Origin of the sequence: Acidovorax sp. BLS4, from assembly GCF_032929295.1 — a bacterium.
Classification (GTDB): Bacteria; Pseudomonadota; Gammaproteobacteria; order Burkholderiales; family Burkholderiaceae_C; genus Paracidovorax.
Window position 1 is genome coordinate 3,180,123 of record NZ_CP136797.1, and the last position, 18,564, is coordinate 3,198,686.

The window sequence follows — 18,564 nt, forward strand, 5'->3', positions numbered from 1 at the left end:
GCTAGACGCCGGGAGCTTTATTGCGCCGGAGCCCGATTGGCTTCATGAACCATTGCACCTGCACCTGCGCCTGCACCATCCGCCGGCACGGTGGCCGTGCTGCAGCATCGCGCCGGTAGCTGCAGCCAGCGGTGGGCTGCGGCCTGCAGGGGCAGCAGCGAGCCCGTGGTGATCAGTTGCATGCGGTCGCATGCTGCGGTGGGGATTTCGTCGCAGGGGTCCGCCAGCAGGCCGGTCGCCTGCAGCAGGCGGCGGGTTTGCCTGGCAACCGGCTCGCCGGTGTCCACCAGGCGCACCGCCGGGCCGATGAGGGCGCGCAACTCCTCTTCGGCGAACACATAGTGGGTGCAGCCCAGCACCAGGGTGTCGATGTGGCCTGCCGTGGTGCCGAACGCACCCATGGCGGTGATGTAGCGCGTGCACAGTTCGCGCACCTCGGAGGATTCGGCGGCCTCAGGCACCGCATGTTCAGTGCTGCGTTCGATGGCGTAGGCCAGCCCGTCGCAGGGCTGCACCACGAATTCGGCCTGCGACTGCAGCGACCCCAGCAGCAACGCAAACTTGCCGCTGGTGAGCGTGCCCCGTGTGCCGATGACGCCGATGCGCCCGGTCTGGCTGAGCGCCACCGCGGGCTTGATGGCCGGCTCCAGGCCGACGAGGGGCAGGTCCGGGCATTGGGTCCGGACCTCGTGAATGGCGGCGGCGGTGGCCGTGTTGCAGGCGACCACCAGGGCCTTGATGCCGTGCACCGCCTGCAGGTGGCGGGTGATGGCGTGGGTGCGCGCGGCGACATAGGCGTCGCCCCGCTCGCCGTAGGGTGCGTGACCACTGTCCGCCAGGTAGACGAAGCGCTCGTGCGGCAGTTCGGCCTGCAGCGCGCGCAGCACGCTCAGGCCGCCGATGCCGCTGTCGAACACACCGATGGGGCGTTGCTGCGAAGTGGGCGTCATGCGTGCCTTGGTGCGATGTGAACGGAAAAATCAGACAACTCCGGCGGCCCCAGCGGCTGCCGGGCCGACCCGCGGGGCGGGGCCGCCACCAGGCCACGCCTGGAGCCGCCGCCAAGGCCGGAGAGGGCGTTCAAGCGGCGACAAGGTCGATGGACTTGAACTCGCCCGTGGCGATGCGCTTTTGCCACTCCGCCGGGCCTGTGATGTGAGCGCTGGTGCCGCCGGCGTCCACGGCCACGGTCACGGGCATGTCCACCACGGTGAACTCGTAGATGGCTTCCATGCCCAGATCGGCAAAGCCGACGACCTTGGCTTCCTTGATGGCCTTGCTGACCAGGTAGGCGGCGCCGCCCACGGCCATCAGGTAGGCGCTCTGGTGCTTCTTGATGGCTTCGATGGCGACCGGGCCGCGTTCGGACTTGCCGATCATCGAGATCAGGCCCGTTTCGGCCAGCATCATCTCGGTGAACTTGTCCATGCGCGTGGCGGTGGTCGGGCCGGCGGGGCCCACGGCCTCGTCCTTGACCGGGTCCACGGGGCCCACGTAGTAGATGACGCGGTTGGTGAAATCCACGGGCAGCTTCTCGCCCTTGGCCAGCATGTCCTGGATGCGCTTGTGCGCGGCATCGCGGCCGGTGAGCATCTTGCCGTTGAGCAGCAGGGTGTCGCCCGGCTTCCAGCTCGCCACTTCTTCCTTGGTGAGGGTGTCCAGGTTGACGCGGCGGCTCTTGTTGTAGTCGGGCGCCCAGTCGATCTTGGGCCACAGGTCGAGCGAAGGCGCCTCCAGATAGGCGGGGCCGGAGCCGTCCAGCACGAAGTGCGCGTGGCGCGTGGCGGCGCAGTTGGGGATCATCGCCACGGGCTTGGAGGCCGCGTGCGTGGGGTACATCTTGACCTTGATGTCCAGCACGGTGCTCAGGCCGCCCAGGCCCTGCGCGCCGATGCCCAGGGCGTTGACCTTCTCGTACAGCTCCAGGCGCAGTTCCTCGACCTGGTCGAGCTTTTCGCCGCGCGCGGCCTTGGCCTGCAGCTCGTACATGTTCAGGTCGTCCATCAGGCTTTCCTTGGCCAGCAGCACGGCTTTTTCCGCCGTGCCGCCGATGCCGATGCCCAGCATGCCGGGCGGGCACCAGCCGGCGCCCATCGTGGGCACGGTCTTGAGCACCCAGTCCACCAGGTTGTCGCTGGGGTTCATCATGACCATCTTGGACTTGTTCTCGCTGCCGCCGCCCTTGGCCGCGACGGTGATGTCCACGGTGTCGCCCGGCACGATCTGCGTGAAGATCACCGCAGGCGTGTTGTCCTTGGTGTTCTTGCGGGCGAACTGCGGGTCGGCCACGACGCTGGCGCGCAGCGTGTTGTCGGGGTGGTTGTAGCCGCGGCGCACGCCTTCGTTGATGGCGTCTTCCAGGCCGCCAGGAAAGCCTTCCCAGCGCACGTCCATGCCGATCTTCAGGAACACGTTGACGATGCCGGTGTCCTGGCAGATGGGGCGCTGGCCGGTGGCGCTCATCTTGCTGTTGGTGAGGATCTGCGCCATCGCGTCCTTGGCCGCCGGGCTCTGCTCGCGCTCGTAGGCGCGCGCCAGGTGGGCGATGAAGTCGGCGGGGTGGTAGTAGCTGATGTACTGCAGGGACGCAGCAACGGACTCCACGAGGTCGTGGTACCGGATGGTCGTGGTCATGGTGGGGTGTGTTTTTGGGGAAAGAACGAACCGCGCAATTATCGCCGCCCGCTCCGGACGGCGCTGGCGGCGGTCAGCCGCGGGGGGCGGCGTCGAACGGCAGGCTTTCGAGCGCCTCGAGCCCGCCGATCACGGAGGGCGCGAAATCCGCCGAGCCTTCCGGCTTGTCGCCCTGGGCCCAGGCGAGCAGCACGTCCGCCGGCATGGGGCGGGCGTAGAAAAAGCCCTGCAGCTCGTCGCAACGCATGGCCAGCAGGATGTCGCGCTGGCCGCTGGTTTCCACGCCCTCGGCCACCACGCGCAGGCCCAGGGCGTGGGCCAGCCGCACCACGGCATCGACCACGGCGCGGGCGTCTTCTTCATGTTCAAGGTCGTTCACGAAGCTGCGGTCGATCTTGAGCTGCTGGGCCGGCAGCTGGCGCAGGTAGTTCAGGCTCGAATAGCCGGTGCCGAAGTCGTCGATGGACAGGAACACGCCGATGCGCGCCAGGCCTTCGAAGGTGCGCTGCGTGGCCTTGGTGTCTTCCATGGCCACCGATTCGGTGATCTCGCACAGCAGTTGCGATGAATCCAGGCCATGGAACTGCAGGGCGTGCTCGATGCGCTCGGCCAGCCCGCTTTCGCGCAGCTGGTGCACCGACAGGTTGATCGCCACGCGCATGCGCAGGCCGCTGCGCGCCCAGTCGGCCATCTGCCGGCACGCCTCTTCGATGACCCAGGCGCCCAGCTGGCCGATCAGCCCGAAGCGCTCGGCCAGGCCGATGAACACCAGCGGGCTCACCATGCCGCGCTTCGGGTGGTGCCAGCGCAGCAGCGCCTCCACGCCGTTGATGCGGCCGCGCTTGCCGTCGATCTTGGGCTGGTAGTGCAGGGCGAGTTCGCCGCGCGACAGGGCGTGGCGCAGGTCGTTTTGCAGCTCCAGCTGGTCGGATGCGTCGGAGCCCATGTGGGGTTCGAACATGGCGTAGCCGTTGCCGCCCGCGCGCTTGGCGGCATACATGGCGGCATCGGCATTGGCGACCAGCTTGTCGCGGTCGCCGTGGTCGGGGTGCAGCACCACGCCGATGGAGCAGCCGATCTGCACCTGCCGGCCCGCCACCTGGAAGGGCAGGGCGAGCGCTGCCAGGATGCGGTTGGCCACCACGATGCAGTCGGCCGTGTTGCCCACGTCTTCCAGCAGCAGCAGGAATTCGTCGCCGCCCACGCGGGCCACCGTGTCGCTTTCGCGCGCTTCGGCGCGCAGGCGCTGGGCGGCTTCCGACAGGATGGCGTCGCCTGCGGCATGGCCGAAGGAGTCGTTGATGGGCTTGAAGCCGTCCAGGTCCACGAACAGCACGGCCAGGCGGTCCAGCACGCGGTGGTGGTTGGTGCGCTCCAGGCGCAGCAGCGCATGGGCGAGGCGGTCTTCGAACAGCAGGCGGTTGGGCAGGCCGGTGAGCGCATCGGCGAACGCGCGCTTTTGCAGCTCCGCATTGGCCTGCTGCAGCTTGGCGTTGCTGTCCTGGAGCGATTGGGTGAGCCGGCGCGCGACGTTCTGCAGCCGCGCATCGAGGATGGAGATGAACAGCGTGCTGAGCATCAGCAGCAGCGTGAAGATCGCCACCATGGCGGCCAGCCCCGAGCCGCCCAGCGAATCGGCGCTCAGGCACACGGTGCCCTGCGGGAACTGGGCGGCGGCCATGCCGATGTAGTGCATGCCGCAGATGGCCAGCGCCATCACCAGCGATGCCGCGGCCTGGAACATCCTGCGCCGGTGGCCATGCATGCCCCGCAGGGCCTGGAACAGGTAGAGTGCCGTGGCCGAGGCCAGCACCGCCACGGCCACCGACAGGGCGACATAGAAGCCGTTCCACACGATGCCGATGGACAGGTGCATGGCGCGCATGCCGATGTAGTGCATCGCGCTGATGCCCGCGCCCATGGCGAGCGCCCCGACGGCCAGGTGCCGATGCCGCACGCGCTCCATGCTGGCCAGGCCCAGCGCGACGGCCGATGCCGCCACGGCGGCCAGCCAGGACAGGGCGGTGATCGCGGGGGTGAAGCCCAGGGCGATGGGCAGCTCGAACGCCAGCATGCCCAGGAAATGCATGGACCAGATGCCCGTGCCCATCACCAGCGAACCCGCGGCCCACCAGGCCAGTCCGATGCGGCTGTGGGAGGTGCGCACACGGCGTGCCAGGTTGAGCGTGACGTACGAGGCCAGCACCGCCACGGCGAACGACGCCGCCACCACCAGCGGATCGTGGTGCGACGGCAGGAAGCCGGTCAGCGGTGGGGCGAGCGGGGAGGGCATGGAAGGTGCGGCGGCAGCGGGGCGCCAAAGGTGTCCAAGTGTATCCACCGCGGGCTCTCCCGGGGGCCGGGAGGGTCTCTGCGCCACGCGGTCCCCACCGATGAGAATGGTTTTGTTTCGCGTTATGCTTTTGGACGATGCGCACCCTTGTGCGCCCTTCGTTTCTTCACCACCGGACCCGCCAGACATGACCTCCCGCATCGAACGCGACACCTTCGGCCCCATCGAGGTGCCGGCCCATCAGCTCTGGGGCGCGCAGACGCAGCGATCGCTGCAGAACTTCGACATCTCCGGCGAGCAGCAGCCGCGCGAGATCATCCGGGCCCTGGCGCAGGTCAAGCGCGCCTCGGCCGTGGTCAACCAGGCGCTGGGCCTGCAGGACGCGAAGAAGACCGACGCCATCGTGGCCGCGGCCGACGAGGTGATCGCCGGCCGGCATCCGGGCGAGTTCCCGCTCGTGGTCTGGCAGACGGGCTCGGGCACGCAGACCAACATGAACGTCAACGAGGTGCTGGCCAACCGCGCCAGCGAGATCCTGGGCGGCGAGCGCGGCGAGGCCCGCCTGGTGCACCCCAACGACGATGTGAACCGCAGCCAGTCGAGCAACGACGTGTTCCCCACCGCCATGCACGTGGCGGCGGTGGAGGCGCTCACGCACCGGCTGCTGCCCGCCCTGGCCAAGCTGCGCGCCACGCTGGCGCAAAAGGCCGAGGACTTCGACGGCATCGTGAAGATCGGCCGCACCCACCTGCAGGACGCCACCCCGCTCACGCTGGGCCAGGAGTTCTCGGGCTACGTGGCGCAGCTCGATCACGGTGAGCGCCACGTGCGCGCCGCGCTGCCGCACCTGTGCGAACTGGCCCTGGGCGGCACCGCCGTGGGCACCGGCCTGAACGCCCCCAAGGGCTACGCCGAGCAGGCCGCTGCCGAGCTGGCGCGCCTGACCGGGCTGCCGTTCGTCACGGCGCCCAACAAGTTCGAGGCCCTGGCCTCGGTCGATGCGCTGGTGCATGCGCACGGCGCGCTCAAGACCCTGGCCGCCAGCCTGATGAAGATCGCCAACGACGTGCGCTGGCTGGCCAGCGGCCCGCGCAGCGGCATCGGCGAGCTGAGCATTCCCGAGAACGAGCCCGGCTCGTCCATCATGCCGGGCAAGGTCAACCCCACGCAGAGCGAGGCGGTGACCATGCTGGCCGCCCAGGTGTTCGGCAACGACGTGGCCATCAACTTCGGCGGTGCCTCGGGCAATTTCGAGCTGAACGTGTTCCGCCCCATGGTGGCCCACAACTTCCTGCAGAGCGTGCGCCTGCTGGCCGACGGCATGGTCAGCTTCAACGACCACTGCGCCGTGGGCATCGAGCCCAACCGCGACCGCATCACCGAGCTGGTGGACCGTTCTCTGATGCTGGTCACCGCGCTCAACACGCACATCGGCTACGACAAGGCGGCCTTCATCGCCAAGAAGGCGCACAAGGAAGGCACCAGCCTGCGCGAGGCGGCCGTGGCTTCAGGCCACGTCACCGGCGAGCAGTTCGACCAATGGGTCGTTCCGGGGAACATGGTCGGCCGCTGAAGGCCGGCCGCTGAGCGGGCACTGAAAAGGCGCCAGCGTCCCGTCGCCCGCCGGCTCAATGCGTGGTCTTGCGCGCGCGCGGGGCGCGCACCGGGCGGTCCTGGTGCCGCAGGAACGCCAGCAGCCGGCGCTCGGCGGCCTGCAGCGCGCGCGGCGTGTTCGTGCCGCCGATGCGCTCCCACAGCACCTGCATGTCCGGCCCGGCGTCGGAAGTGAGCCGCGATCCCAGTGCCAGCACCGAGGGGTGCACGTACGACTTCTTGCACACGGCCGGCGTGTTGCCCAGCTGCCGCGCCACTTCGATCAGGATGTGCTTGGCCGTCACCGCGGGCGCGCCGGGCTGGGGCGAGCAGGCCAGCCGCGTCAGCTCCAGCGCCTGCACGGTGCCGTGCCAGGTGCGGAAGTCCTTGGCGGTGAAGTGCTCGCCCTCCTGCGTGCCGGTGATCTCGCGCAGGTAGTCGTTCACGTCGCCCGAATCGACGGCATGCAGCGCGCCGTCCTCTCCCTCGTACTGGAACAGTTCCTGGCCCGGCAGCTGCTGGCAGCGGCGCACGACGCGGGCCACGCGCGGGTCGTCGAGCGTGGCCTCCTGCTGCACGCCGCTCTTGCCGCGAAACCGCAGCTGCAGTTGGTTGCCGCGCAGCGCCGCATGGCGGGTGCGCAAGGTGGTCAGGCCGTAGGAGCGGTTGGTGCTGGCGTATTCCTCGTTGCCCACGCGCAGGTAGGTGGTGTCCAGCAGCCGCACCAGCGTGGCGAGCACCCGCTCGCGGGACAGGGTGGGGCCCGACTTGGCCCGCAGGTCGCGCGCCACCCGGGCGCGGATGCGGGGCAGGGCGCGGCCGAAGGCCTGCATGCGTTCGAACTTGGCCTCGTCGCGCTGCAGGCGCCAGTCGGCGTGGTAGCGGTACTGGCGCCGGCCGCGCGCATCCAGCCCCGTGGCCTGCAGGTGGCCGTTGGGCAGCGGGCAGATCCATACCTCGGTATAGGCGGGCGGGATGGCCAGGCGCTGGATGCGGGTGATCTCGTCCGGGTCGGTCAGCCATTGGCCGTCGGGCTGGCGGTAGCGAAAGCCGTCGCCCTTGCGCTCGCGGCTCAGGCCCGGCATCTCGGGGTTGACGTAGCGCAGGCCGCGGGCCAGGCGGGTGGCGGGCGGGCGGGCCGGCGAAGCGGCGGCAGGGGCGGTGGCAGTGGCGGTGCGTGGCATGGATGGGACGGCAGGCAGTGCGGCAAGAAGGGGCGCGAAGCGCGTCCCCCGATCTCAGCCCAGCCGGCGCAGACCGGCTGTAGGAGGCAACCCGCTGCGCCGGTGGGAGTGCATCCGTGCCGCGTCGGTCCGGTGGACACCCGCGCCGCGGTCCATGGGTAAAAATGCCCTGCAGTGCAATATCCACTAGGGCATTGCGCTATTAAAAATATAGCATTCGAGGTGGGTGCAGCGGCGGGCGCCGCGGTGGATGCCGCGCCGCCGCATGCATCGCCCGGGCCTCAGAACCGCGCCGTGGCCCCCACGAAGTAGGTGCGCCCGCCGTTGTCGTAGTTGCTGCCCAGTTCCCGCGTCTGCTTGTCCGCCACGTTGAGGATGCCGGCCCGCAGGGTGAAGGTTTCGTTCAACCGGTAGCTGGTGGTCAGGTCCAAGGTGGTGTAGGCCCTGGCGAAGGTGGTGGCCGCGCCGGTGACGACGAGTTCCTTGCCCACGTAGCGGGCGCTGGCATCGGCGGTCCAGGCCGGGGCGACGCGCCACTGCAGCGACGAATACACGGTCAGGCGCGGCACGGACAGCAGCGAGGCGCCGGTGGTGAGGTTTTTTGACTCGAACATCTTCGTGGCATTGGTGCGCCAGTCGAGCGACGGCGCCAGCGGCACGGTGGCGTTGGCCTCCAGCCCGCGCGTGCGGGCGCGCTGGGCGTTGGCCATGCGCGTCCACCAAAAGCCGTTGTACAGGCCCAGGGGCTGGTAGTCGATCTTGTTCTTGAAGTCGGTGTGGAAGTAGGTGGCGCCGAAGGCCCAGCCGCCCTGCTCGTAGCCCGTGCCCAACTCGAAGTTGGTGCTGGTCTCGGGCTGCAGGTCGGGATTGCCGGCCATGTAGCAGCCGCGCGTGCCGTCGGCATTCACGCGGGTGCTGGTCCAGCCCAGGCCCGCCAGGCTGCGGCAGCCGTTGCCGCCGGACTGCGTGGCGGCATTGGGCGAGTTCTCTTTCAGGCCCGGCGCGCGGAAGCCGCGCGACACGCCGGTGCGCACCGTCCACGCCGAGGCCGGGTGGTAGACGAAGTAGGCGCGCGGGCTCCAGTTGTTGCCGTACTTTTCGTGGTGGTCCATGCGCAGGCCGAGCGTGAGCGCCAGGTTCTCGCGCAGGAAGATCTGGTCCTCGCCGAACAGCGCCCAGGTGGTGGCCGACAGGGACGATCCCGACACCGGCCGCCCGCTGTAGTCGATGGGGGCCAGGCCGATGGTGTCGCGGTTGTCCAGTTCTTCCTGCTTCCATTGCAGCCCGGTGGTCAGCATCTGGTCGAAGCCCAGGAGCTTCAGCGGCATGTCCACGCGGCCGTCCAGCGTGGTTTCGCGCGAGTGGTTGCCGATGGTGTCGCCCAGGTCCTCGTACTCGTGGCGCGACAGGTTGATCTTGGAGCGCACGTCGCCCCAGCGGCCGTCGTGCCCCAGGCCGAACGAGGTGTGCCGCAGCCGGCTCAGGCCCCAGGGGCTGACGACCTGCACGCCGCTGGCGGTGCGCGCATCCGAGCCGGTGGCGCGCTGCGTGGCCTGGGCCGCCTCGAGCGACACCGACTGGTCGGGCGTGAGCTGCCAGCTCAGCAGCGCGTTCAGGCCCTGGTTGCGCGCGCCGGCCGTGGACAGGTAGGTGCCCGCATGCCCGCCCGTGCCTTCATCGGCATCGCGCTCGGTGTAGTTGCCCGACACGCGCAGGCCGATGCGGTCGGTCAGCGGGCCGCTGACGGTGAAGCCCGTCTGCCGCGTGTCGCCGCGCTCCGAATCGGAGGGCTTGGAGTAGTTGACCGTGGCGGAGCCGCCCCAGCGCAGGCCGATCTTGCGGGTGATGATGTTGATCACCCCGCCCATGGCGTCGGAGCCGTACAGCGACGACATCGGGCCGCGCACCACCTCGATGCGCTCGATCATCTCGGGCGAGATCCAGTCCAGGTCCTGCTGGCCCAGGTCGTCGCGGTAGTTCACGCCGGCCGAATTGCCCTGTCGCTTGCCGTCCACGAGGATGAGCGTGTATTTCTCGGGCAGGCCGCGCAGGCGGATCTTGGACTGCGCGCCCGTGCCCGACAGCCCGCCGGTCACGCCGGGAATGGTGGACAGCAGCTCGCCGAGGCTGGTGACGGGCTTGCGCTCGATGTCTTCGCGGGTGATCACGCTGATGCTGGCAGGCGCCTCTTTGATGTCCACGGCCGTGCCCGAGGCCGTGACCACCACGGTGGACAGGGCGGCCTGCGCGGGTTGCGCAGGTTGCGATTCGGACGGCGAGGCGGTCTGGGCGTGGGCACCGGCGCTCAGCGCCAGGGCGATCGCGAGGGACAGGGGCTGGGGGCGGAGCGAAGACGGCAAGATCATGAAAGCAGTTTCCTGTAAAAACTGCAAATGATAGTGATTCGCTTTTACTATTTGACCAATTGGTGGGTTTCAGAAGAAATTTCGGGCTTCGCCGAACGGTGGAAGGAGGTATTGAAAAAGCGGCAAACCGCAGTGTTATAAAGGGTTTTAAGCTATTGAAAAAATAGCAAAATCCTGTGCCATCGGCCATCGGCCATCGGCCATCGGCCATCGGCCATCGGCCATCGGCCATCCCTCACTGACTGGTTACCCGGCCTCCGCTTGGCGTTCCTGGCCCGACCCCTGTGTCTCGCCCGCGTCCTCATCGAACGCGAAGCCCACCCCGTACACCGACCGGATCCATTCCACGCCGTCGCCGCTGGCGGCCTTGAGCTTCTTGCGCAGGTTCTTGATGTGGCTGTCGATGGCCCGTTCGTTCACGTCCAGCGTGTCGCCGTAGGCCAGGTCGAGCAATTGCGCGCGCGAGAAGATGCGCCCACTTTGCCGCGCCAGCGCCTGCAGCAGGCGGAATTCGCGCGGCGTGAGCGCCACGTGGGCGCCGCGCAGCGTGACCTGCCAGTGCGCCTCGTCCAGCGCCAGCACCGGCGGGCCGGCCGTGGCCGGCGCCTGGGCCATGCCGCGCCGCAGCACGGTCTTGACCCGCGCCACCACCTCGCGCGGGGAGAACGGCTTGCAGATGTAGTCGTCCGCGCCCAGCTCCAGGCCGATCAGGCGGTCCACCTCCTCGACGCGGGCGGTGAGCATGATGATGGGCTTGTCCGTGTGGCGGCGCGCCTGGCGCAGCACCGACAGGCCGTCGAGCCCCGGCAGCATCACGTCCAGCAGGGTGAGGTCGGGCGGCGTGGGGCCGGTGAGCCGGGCCAGGGCGCCGGGGCCGTCGGCCACGTGCTCGGCCTCGTAGCCGGCGTGGCGCAGGTAGTCGAGCACGATGTGGGCGATGTCGGTCTCGTCCTCGACCACGAGGATGCGCGCTGTCATGAAGGGTTCTCCAGCAAGGGCAGGGTGAGGGTGGTGCGCAGCCCGCCGAGCGGCGAGGGCTGCGCGGTGATGCGGCCGCCGTGCGATTGCACGATGGCGCGGCAGATCGCCAGGCCCAGGCCCGATCCGCCCAGGTCGCCGGTGGCGCGCGCGCGCGACGCCTCGGCGCGGTACAGGCGGTCGAACAGGCGCGGCAGGTCGTGCTCGGCCACGCCGGGCGCGGTGTCGTCGAACTGCAGCACGAGCGAGGGCGCGGGTCCGCTGCGCTCGGTCTGCGCCTGGATTTCCAGCCGGCCGCCGGGATCGGTGTAGCGCACGGTGTTTTCCAGCAGGTTCAGGAACACGCGGTGAAGCTGCTGCGCGTCGCCGCGCACCAGCGGCGGGGGCGACAGGCTGGCGAGCGCGGCCAGCCCGTGCGTGTCCACCGCAAGCTCGGCCTGGTCGAATCGCGGCTGCATGGAGGCCACGGCCTCGGCCAGCAGCGACAGCGGGTGCACGGGCACCAGCGCGGAGGGCGCGCTGCCCGCGGCGGCATCCAGGCTGGCGCGCAGGTCGCCCACCAGCTGGATGAGCCGCATCACCTGCCGGTGCAGGCGCAGCGCGGTCTTGTCGTCGAACGGGCGCACGCCGTCCTGCACGGCCTCGATCTCGGCGCGCATCGCCGCCAGCGGGGTGCGCAACTCGTGCGCCACGTCGCCGATCCATTGCCGGCGCGAGGCTTCCATGCCGCCCAATTGCTCGGCCATGTCGTTGAAGGTGAGCGCCAGCCGCGCCAGCTCGTCGTCGCCATGCACGGCCACGCGCGTGTCCAGCCGGCCCGCCGCCACGCCGCGCGCGCCGTCCACCAGCGCGCCGATGGGGGCGAGCCAGCGGCGGGCCAGCGCCCAGGACAGCAGCAGCGCGAGCGCCAGGCCGGCAATGCCGGTCCACACCACGAAGCCCAGTTGCCGGGCGATGAAGGCACGGTCGGCCTCGGTCTCCATGTGCGAGGGCGGGCTCAGCACCAGCTCGCCGATGGGGGTGCCGTCGCTGCCGCGCAGCGGCAGGCGGGCGGCATCGGGCGTGGGGCGCACGCCGGCCACCAGGCGGCCCTGGGCATCGAGCACGCCGAGCCGCTGCGACAGCATGGAGCCCGGCGGCGGCGGCGGACGGTCGCGGCCATCGGAGGCGGTGCGATCGGGCGAATAGCCGTCGGGCGGCGGGCCTTCACCGGGTTCGCCGAAGTCGGGCGGCGGCGGGGGGCGCTCCCGAAAGCCGCCGCCGCGGCCCTCGTTGCCGGCGGTGGTGTTGTCGCCGCTGCGGCCGTTCGGGCTGGCCGCGCCCTGGGCGCTGCTGCGCAGCGCGGGGCTGTCGCCGGGGCGGCGCATCTCGCGCCACAGCTCGGGCTGGGTGCGCAGCGTCTGCCAGCCGCCATGCAGCAGGTGCATGCGCTGCAGCCGCGCGGCCAGCCAGTCCATGCGGGCCAGCTCGATCTCGGCCACGTACGGGCCCAGCCCGCGCTGCAGCCCCAGGCGCGAGAACCCCACGAAAAGCAGCAGCAGCACGGCCAGCAACAGGGTGAGTGCGAGGAAGGCTTTGCTTTGCAGCGTGAGGCGGGGCATGGGCGGCTGGTCGGGGGTCAGCGGGAGGGGGGCGGGCCGCCAGCGCCTGGAGGGGGGCCGCCGGCGGGCATGGCCACGAGGGTGCCGTTCATTGTGCGGCATGTGCCGGGCAGGGTCTTGCCGTCCGGCATGGTCAGCGTGACCGAGGCGCCTTCGGTCTGGCCCTTGCAGGCGGTGTAGGCCTCTGGCGGCGGGCCGGGGGGCTGCCCGCCCGGCGCGCCCTGGGCCAGGGCGCCGCAGGTGAAGGCGGCGAGGGACAGGCCCAGGCAGAGGCCGGCGAGGGTGATGGTCGTGTGGCGGGGAGGGTGCATGGTGTCACGTGCCTTTCTGGCGGGGAGAAGAAGGCCCGGGGCCGGGCCCAGGGGCAGGGAACACACCGGGGCAACGGCCCCGGTGGCGCTCAGGCGGCGATCGAGATCGTGATGGCGGCGGTGTAGCCGCCGCTGCCGTTGCTTTGCATGGTCACCATCTCGAGGTCGGTGCCGTCGCTGAACACGTTGTCGGTGGCGAAGGTGATCGCCGCCAGGTTGGACACGCTGGCGCTGTAGCCCGAATTGGCCGTGTAGATGGAGCGCAGGGTGTCCGTGGGGAACGCGAGCTGGGTGGTCTTGACCTTGTTGCTGGCCGTGGTGGCCACCGACAGGCTGGGATACACCTCCAGGTGCATGTGGGGCATGCGCCCGGCATAGCAGCCCGGCACGATGGTGGTGAAGGTGACGGTGCCGCTCGCATCGGTGGCCTGCACGCCGCGCAGGTAGTTGGCGGCGATGCTGCGCTCGGTGTAGACCGAGTAGTCGCCGCCCTGCGAGCAATGCCACAGGTAGATGGCATAGCCCTGCAGCGCCGCGCAGCTGGCACGCGTGTTGGTGAGCGTGATGGTGATGGTGAGCGGCACGCCGCCCACGGTGGTGGACGCGCCGATGTTGCTGCGGATGTCCTGGCGCACGATGCCGCTGAGCGCGAGCACGTTGTAGTTGGAGTTGCTGGCGTTGGAGCCGTCGGCGGGGTAGGGGCCGGCGGTTTCCTCGGGGACGACGGAGCAGGTGGTGTCCGTGCCGGTTCCCGTTCCGGTGCCGGTGCCTGTCCCCGTGTCCGTTCCTGTCCCGGTTCCAGTGCCCGTACCGGTGCCTGTCCCCGTGCCCGAACTGTCGGCCACGGCGTCGGAGCCGCCTCCGCCGCAGCCCAGCAGGGTGGCGATGCCCAGGGAGCCGATGGTGCCGAGTGCCAGGCGCCGCCGCTGGTCCGCGGTGGATGCTGCGATGTCAGTGGCTGCGGTGGCCAATGGGGTGGATGTGTTCATGGTTCCTCTCCTTTTCCTTCGTTGGGGGATGGAGGAACTTTGCAATCCAATTGAGGAGAAATTGAGGCGGTGCACGCCTTTCTCCCCGTCAGGCGGGCGGTGCATGGTGCTATTGTTTTGATAGCAAAATGCCCTAGTAGTCCATGCGCTGGAGGCCTTTTTCGCCTCCAGTGTGGCCGGCCCGCTGCTCACGCCGCGGCGAACGCCTGGGCGATGTCCTGCGTCACCGCGAGGAACCGGTCCACGTCGGCCGTCGAATGGCAGTGCAGCGGCGAGACGCGCACCGCGCCCGCGAGGCCGAACGACTCCAGCATGCGGCGCGAATACAGGCTGGAGGCCGAACGCTCGTACACCGTCACGCCGCGTGCGCCGTACTCGCGCACGGCGCTGGTGCAGTCCAGGTGCGGAAAGCCGATGCCGACGATCAGGTCGCGCCGGGTGAGGTCGGGGTGGTCCAGGAACACCTCCACGCCCGGCATGGCGCGCAGCCCGGGCACCGCACCCACGCCGTCGCCGCCGTTCAGCAGGCGCGACAGCAGCGCGCGTTCGTGCAGCTCGATGGCCGCGATGCCGGCTTCGAAGCGCGCCCGCCGGTCGCCAGGGGCCGCATCGCCGGCGGGCCCGCCCTCGGGCGCCTGTGCGCCGAGCCAGCACACGTAATCCACGATCTCCGTCACCACGGCGAACTGCCAGGGCGCGGTGCTGCCCAGGTCCCAGAAATCGGCGGGCTTGGCCGACAGCTTGTGGTGCGGCAGGGCGGCCGCGCGGTCGGACAGCCAGGCGAAGCCCGAGCCCCGGCAGCCGAAGAACTTGTAGGGCGCGATGTTGATGCCGTCCACCGGCGTCTTCTGCAAATCGATGAGGCCGTGCGGCGCGTGCTGCACCGCGTCCACCAGGATGTACAGGTCGGGCCGGATGGCGCGGGCCCGGCGCACGATGGCCTCCAGGTCCAGCTTGGCGCCGGAGATGTTGGAGGCGTGGATCACGTTGAGCACGCTGGTGCCCTCGTCCACCAGGGCCACGATGGCGTCCACGTCCACGCCGCCAGTGGCGCGGTTGCTGGGTGCCACGCGCAGCTCGCGGCCCATCTCGCGGGCGTAGCGCTCCATGGCGTCGTACGACGAGGGGTGCTCCAGCACGGTGGTGACCATGTTGGTGCCTGGCACGTTCTGCGCCACGGCCCGCACCATCTCGAACATGGCGCCCGAGGCGGTGAGCGCGGCGTACACGCTGCCGCCCGTGGCGTTGAGCAGCAGCCGCACGTCGGCCACGCCGGCGGCCTGGATATCCTGCAGCTCGCGCGCCGTGGCGTGGATGCGCTCGGTGTTGTCCGGCACGGCATCGATCTGCGCGAAGCGCTCCACCGCCGCCTTCAGCCGGAACGAGCCGCCCGCGTTGTCGAAATACAGCCGCTCGTGGCCGTGGTGGTCGCGCTCCACCTGCAGGAAGCGCTCGCGCACCTCGCGCATCAGGGCGTCGGAGAAGAGGCGGCCCTGCGGGTAGGGTGTGGTGTTGCGGTGGCCTGCCATCACACGCCCTTGTTGCTGGGGTTGCGGAAGGCTTCGCGCACGGCGTCGGACATGGGGAAGTTCAGGTTCACGTTGCTCGGCGGGATGGGCTGGGTGAACCAGCGCGCGTACAGCCGCTCCATTTCGCCGGAGCGCATCAGGCCGGTCACCGTCTGGTCCACCAGGGCCTGGAACTGCGGGTCGTTCTTGCGCAGCATGATCCCGTAGGGCTCCTGGCGCAGCACCACATCCTTGAGGATGCGGAAGTCGCCCGGGTTGGGCGCGGTGGCGATCAGGCCGGCCAGCTGCACGTCGTCCAGCACGTAGGCGGCGGCGCGGTCGCTGGCCAGCAGCAGGAAGGCATCGGCCGTGTCCTTGCCCGAGATTTCCTGCACCTCCAGGTTCTCGGCGCGCTTGTAGGTGCGCAGCAGCTGGATCGACGTGCTGCCCGCCACGGTGGCCACCGTCTTGCCGGCCAGGTCGGCCAGCGACTGGATGCCGGAGTTCTTCTTCACCGCCACGGTGATGTTGGTCACGAAATGGCTGGGCGCGAAATTCACGTGCTGCTGGCGCACGACCGAATTGGTGGTGGTGGCGCAGTCCAGGTCCACGGTGCCGTTTTGCAGCAGCGGAATGCGGTTGAGCGAGTTGAGCAACGTGTACTGCACGCGCAGCGTGGGCAGGCCGAGCTTGGCCTTCACCGCCTCGGCGATCTTCAGGCAGATGTCGTTGGAAAAGCCGATGGGGTCGCCGCTGCCGGTGGGCTTGTACGAAAACGGAATGGAGCTGTCGCGGCTGCCGATGATGAGGGTGCCGCTCTCCTTGATCTTGCGCAGGGTGTCGATTTCCTGGGCGCTGGCCGCGGTGGACAGCAGGGCGGCGCAGACCGCCAGGGACAGGGTGCGGCGCAGGGCGAAGGCAAGGGGGCGGGGCAGGCGGTGCATGGCGGGCTTTCGGAAGAGGGCGCTGGGGACCTCGCGTTGGCGAGGGGCTGAAAGGCATTCTCAAAGCGCCGACGCTTTTGAAAAAGCGATTTTTTGTGCTCGAATCGGATGAATAAAAGTGTTCTGAAATCCCCGCCATGATGACCTTCAAGCAACTCGAAGCGCTGTACTGGATCGGCCAGCTCGGCGGCTTCGCGCAGGCGGCCCAGAAGCTGCACACCTCGCAGTCGGCCGTGTCCAAACGGGTGCACGAGCTGGAGCTGCTCTTCGACACGCCGCTGTTCGACCGCAGCCAGCGCACGGCGCGGCTGACCGAAAAAGGCGAGGAGATGTTCGTGCTCGCCCGCAAGCTGCTGCGCCAGCGCGATGCGGCGGTGGAGCAGTTCGGCAAGCCCGGCGTGATCGAGCGGCGCCTGCGCATCGGCGTGACCGAACTCACCGCGATGACCTGGCTGCCCCGGCTGGTCGCCCTGGTGCAGCAGCACTACCCCAAGGTGACCCTGGAGCCCGATGTGGACGGCAGCCTGCCCCTGCGCGACAAGCTGCTGGCCGACGAGCTGGACCTCATCATCGTGCCCGATGCCTTCGCCGATGCGCGCCTGCCGGCCAAGGCGATCGGCCAGGTGGAAAGCGCGTGGATGTGCAAGCCCGGGCTGGTGCCGGCCGGCACGGGGCGGCTGCACGAACTGGCGCGCCACCGCCTGCTGGTGCAGGGCAACGCCTCGGGCACCGGGCGGCTCTACGACGCGTGGATGAAGGAGCGCGGGGTGGAACTGGCCGACGCCATCGTGGTGAGCAACCTCGTCGCGCTCACGGGCCTCACCGTATCGGGCCTGGGCGTGGCCTACCTGCCCCGGCACTGCCTGGCGCCGCTGATCGCGGCGGGCATGCTGGCCGTGATCGACGTGGTGCCCGCGCTGCCCAGCGTGCCCTACGTGGCCATGCACAAGGGCGAGCACCGCAGCGCGCTGGCCGCCTCGATCATCATGCTGGCGCAGTCGTGCTGCGACTTCACGCGGGCCTTCCAGGCGCAGGCCGATGGCGCGGCGTGATGCCCTCGGGCAGCGCGTGCCCGGGGCTGCGCGCCGCCTCAGGGCCTGGCCGCGGCGAGCGCCTGCTGGATCCAGCCGTCGAAGGTCTTCTGGTGGGCCTTGATCCAGCCGTCGGTGTGGCGCGCCACGTCGGCCGGCTGGTTCTGGCCGTTCTTCATCGCCAGGTTCTGGGCGTTGATGTCGCCCACGGGCAGCTGCATCACCTCGAACAGGCGCGCGGCGGCGGGGTTCTTCTCGGCGAAGGCCTTGTTGGCCACGATGCGCTGGGTGTTCAGCACGAAGCCGTAGTTCTTGCCGTCGGGCAGGGCGGTGTCCTGCCCGGCCTGCGCGCCCGGCAGCGAAGACCGCGGCACCTGCAGCCACACCACGTCCTGGCCCGGGCGCAGCACGCCGCTCACCCAGTAGGGCGTCCAGGTGTAGTAGAGGATGGGCTGGCCCTGCTTGAAGCGCGCGATGGTGTCGGCGATCAGCGCCGAGTAGCTGCCCTGCACGTGCGTGACGGTGGCGCCCAGGCCGAAGGCCTTCAGCTGGTGCTCGATCACGCCCTCGCAGCCCCAGCCGGGGTTGCAGCCCGTGAGGTCGGCCTTGCCGTCGCCGTTGGTGTCGAAGAGCTTGGCGAGCTTGGGGTCCTTGAGCTGGTCGATGTGGGTGATGCGGTACTTCTCGGCCGTCTTGCGGTCGATCAGGTAGCCCTGCGCGGCGTTCTGCGAATAGGTGCCTTGGCGCCACAGCCTGGCATCGCCGCCCGCGTTCTTGTAGAAGTCCGCGTGCAGCGGGTCCCAGTGGTCCGCCATGAAGGTGGCGTCGCCGTTGGCGATCGCCACGTGGGCGGTGGCGTACTCGATCTCCTTGATGGGCTGCACGTCGTAGCCCAGCTTTTGCAGCGCGCGGCCGACCAGCAGGGTCTGGAAGGTCTCCTCCGCGATGGAGCTTTGCAGCGGCTGCACGCGCACGCCCTGGCCCGGCAGGGCCTGCGCGGCGGCGGTGCCGGCCAGGCCGACGGCCAGGGCGCTGGCGGCCAGCCAGGTGCGGGCGAGGGATCGCGAGGGGCGCAGGGAAGGGGTGATGCAGGTCATGTCGTCGTCCTTGTTTCTGAAAGGGGATGGGCGGG

The 18,564-nt window shown here is 69.7% G+C and carries 14 protein-coding genes; 2 read left to right on the forward strand and 12 right to left on the reverse strand.

The genetic code is table 11. The annotated features are described in order from the left end of the window. Positions 1-17 precede the first annotated feature (17 nt). From murI to R1Z03_RS14820, 3 genes are all read right to left on the reverse strand, one after another. Positions 18-950: a glutamate racemase gene (gene murI, locus R1Z03_RS14810; protein WP_317352261.1), complete on the reverse strand. Its 933-nt coding sequence runs from the start codon at positions 948-950 to the stop codon at positions 18-20. 130 nt (positions 951-1,080) lie between these two features. Then, entirely contained in the window at positions 1,081-2,634 is a 1,554-nt protein-coding gene (locus R1Z03_RS14815) for a fumarate hydratase (RefSeq protein WP_272564198.1), read from the reverse strand. Between the two features lie 73 nt (positions 2,635-2,707). After that, positions 2,708-4,927, reverse strand: coding sequence for an EAL domain-containing protein (locus R1Z03_RS14820; RefSeq protein WP_317352264.1), 2,220 nt, complete (start codon positions 4,925-4,927; stop codon positions 2,708-2,710). A gap of 187 nt (positions 4,928-5,114) precedes the next feature. Here R1Z03_RS14820 and fumC point away from each other — a divergent pair, with 187 nt between their 5' ends. Then, on the forward strand, positions 5,115-6,500 hold the full coding sequence (gene fumC, locus R1Z03_RS14825; protein ID WP_272564196.1) for a class II fumarate hydratase: 1,386 nt from the start codon (positions 5,115-5,117) through the stop codon (positions 6,498-6,500). Between the two features lie 55 nt (positions 6,501-6,555). On the opposite strand, the gene R1Z03_RS14830 is transcribed toward fumC, so the two are convergent. The 8 genes from R1Z03_RS14830 to R1Z03_RS14865 form a co-directional block, all read right to left on the reverse strand. Further along, the gene (locus tag R1Z03_RS14830) at positions 6,556-7,704 is read right to left on the reverse strand and encodes a DNA topoisomerase IB (RefSeq protein WP_317352268.1); all 1,149 of its coding nucleotides are present in this window, start codon (positions 7,702-7,704) and stop codon (positions 6,556-6,558) included. A 281-nt stretch (positions 7,705-7,985) separates the two neighbouring features. Then, a complete protein-coding gene (locus R1Z03_RS14835) occupies positions 7,986-10,070 on the reverse strand; it encodes a TonB-dependent receptor domain-containing protein (RefSeq protein WP_317352273.1) in 2,085 nt (694 codons plus the stop codon). A 246-nt stretch (positions 10,071-10,316) separates the two neighbouring features. Next, positions 10,317-11,048, reverse strand: coding sequence for a response regulator (locus R1Z03_RS14840; protein ID WP_317352275.1), 732 nt, complete (start codon positions 11,046-11,048; stop codon positions 10,317-10,319). Further along, positions 11,045-12,649, reverse strand: a complete 1,605-nt coding sequence (locus R1Z03_RS14845; RefSeq protein WP_317352277.1) for an ATP-binding protein — start codon at positions 12,647-12,649, stop codon at positions 11,045-11,047. The genes R1Z03_RS14840 and R1Z03_RS14845 overlap by 4 nt, the downstream gene beginning before the upstream one ends. 17 nt (positions 12,650-12,666) lie before the next feature. Then, positions 12,667-12,960, reverse strand: coding sequence for a hypothetical protein (locus R1Z03_RS14850; RefSeq protein ID WP_284406815.1), 294 nt, complete (start codon positions 12,958-12,960; stop codon positions 12,667-12,669). An 89-nt stretch (positions 12,961-13,049) separates the two neighbouring features. Then, positions 13,050-13,949: an intradiol ring-cleavage dioxygenase gene (locus R1Z03_RS14855; RefSeq protein ID WP_317352281.1), complete on the reverse strand. Its 900-nt coding sequence runs from the start codon at positions 13,947-13,949 to the stop codon at positions 13,050-13,052. Between the two features lie 188 nt (positions 13,950-14,137). Then, positions 14,138-15,478: an aminotransferase class V-fold PLP-dependent enzyme gene (locus R1Z03_RS14860; protein ID WP_317352283.1), complete on the reverse strand. Its 1,341-nt coding sequence runs from the start codon at positions 15,476-15,478 to the stop codon at positions 14,138-14,140. Continuing rightward, positions 15,478-16,401: an amino acid ABC transporter substrate-binding protein gene (locus R1Z03_RS14865; RefSeq protein WP_284406812.1), complete on the reverse strand. Its 924-nt coding sequence runs from the start codon at positions 16,399-16,401 to the stop codon at positions 15,478-15,480. Before R1Z03_RS14865 ends, R1Z03_RS14860 begins: the two co-directional genes overlap by 1 nt. Before the next feature lie 140 nt (positions 16,402-16,541). On the opposite strand from R1Z03_RS14865, the gene R1Z03_RS14870 reads away from it, so the two are divergent. Beyond that, positions 16,542-17,453 (forward strand): LysR family transcriptional regulator, encoded by a 912-nt coding sequence (locus tag R1Z03_RS14870; RefSeq protein WP_317360381.1) that lies wholly within the window; start codon positions 16,542-16,544, stop codon positions 17,451-17,453. 38 nt (positions 17,454-17,491) lie between these two features. Here the strand turns inward: R1Z03_RS14870 and proX are convergent, their stop codons facing one another. After that, on the reverse strand, positions 17,492-18,529 hold the full coding sequence (gene proX / locus R1Z03_RS14875) for a glycine betaine/L-proline ABC transporter substrate-binding protein ProX (protein ID WP_317352285.1): 1,038 nt from the start codon (positions 18,527-18,529) through the stop codon (positions 17,492-17,494). Positions 18,530-18,564 lie beyond the last annotated feature (35 nt).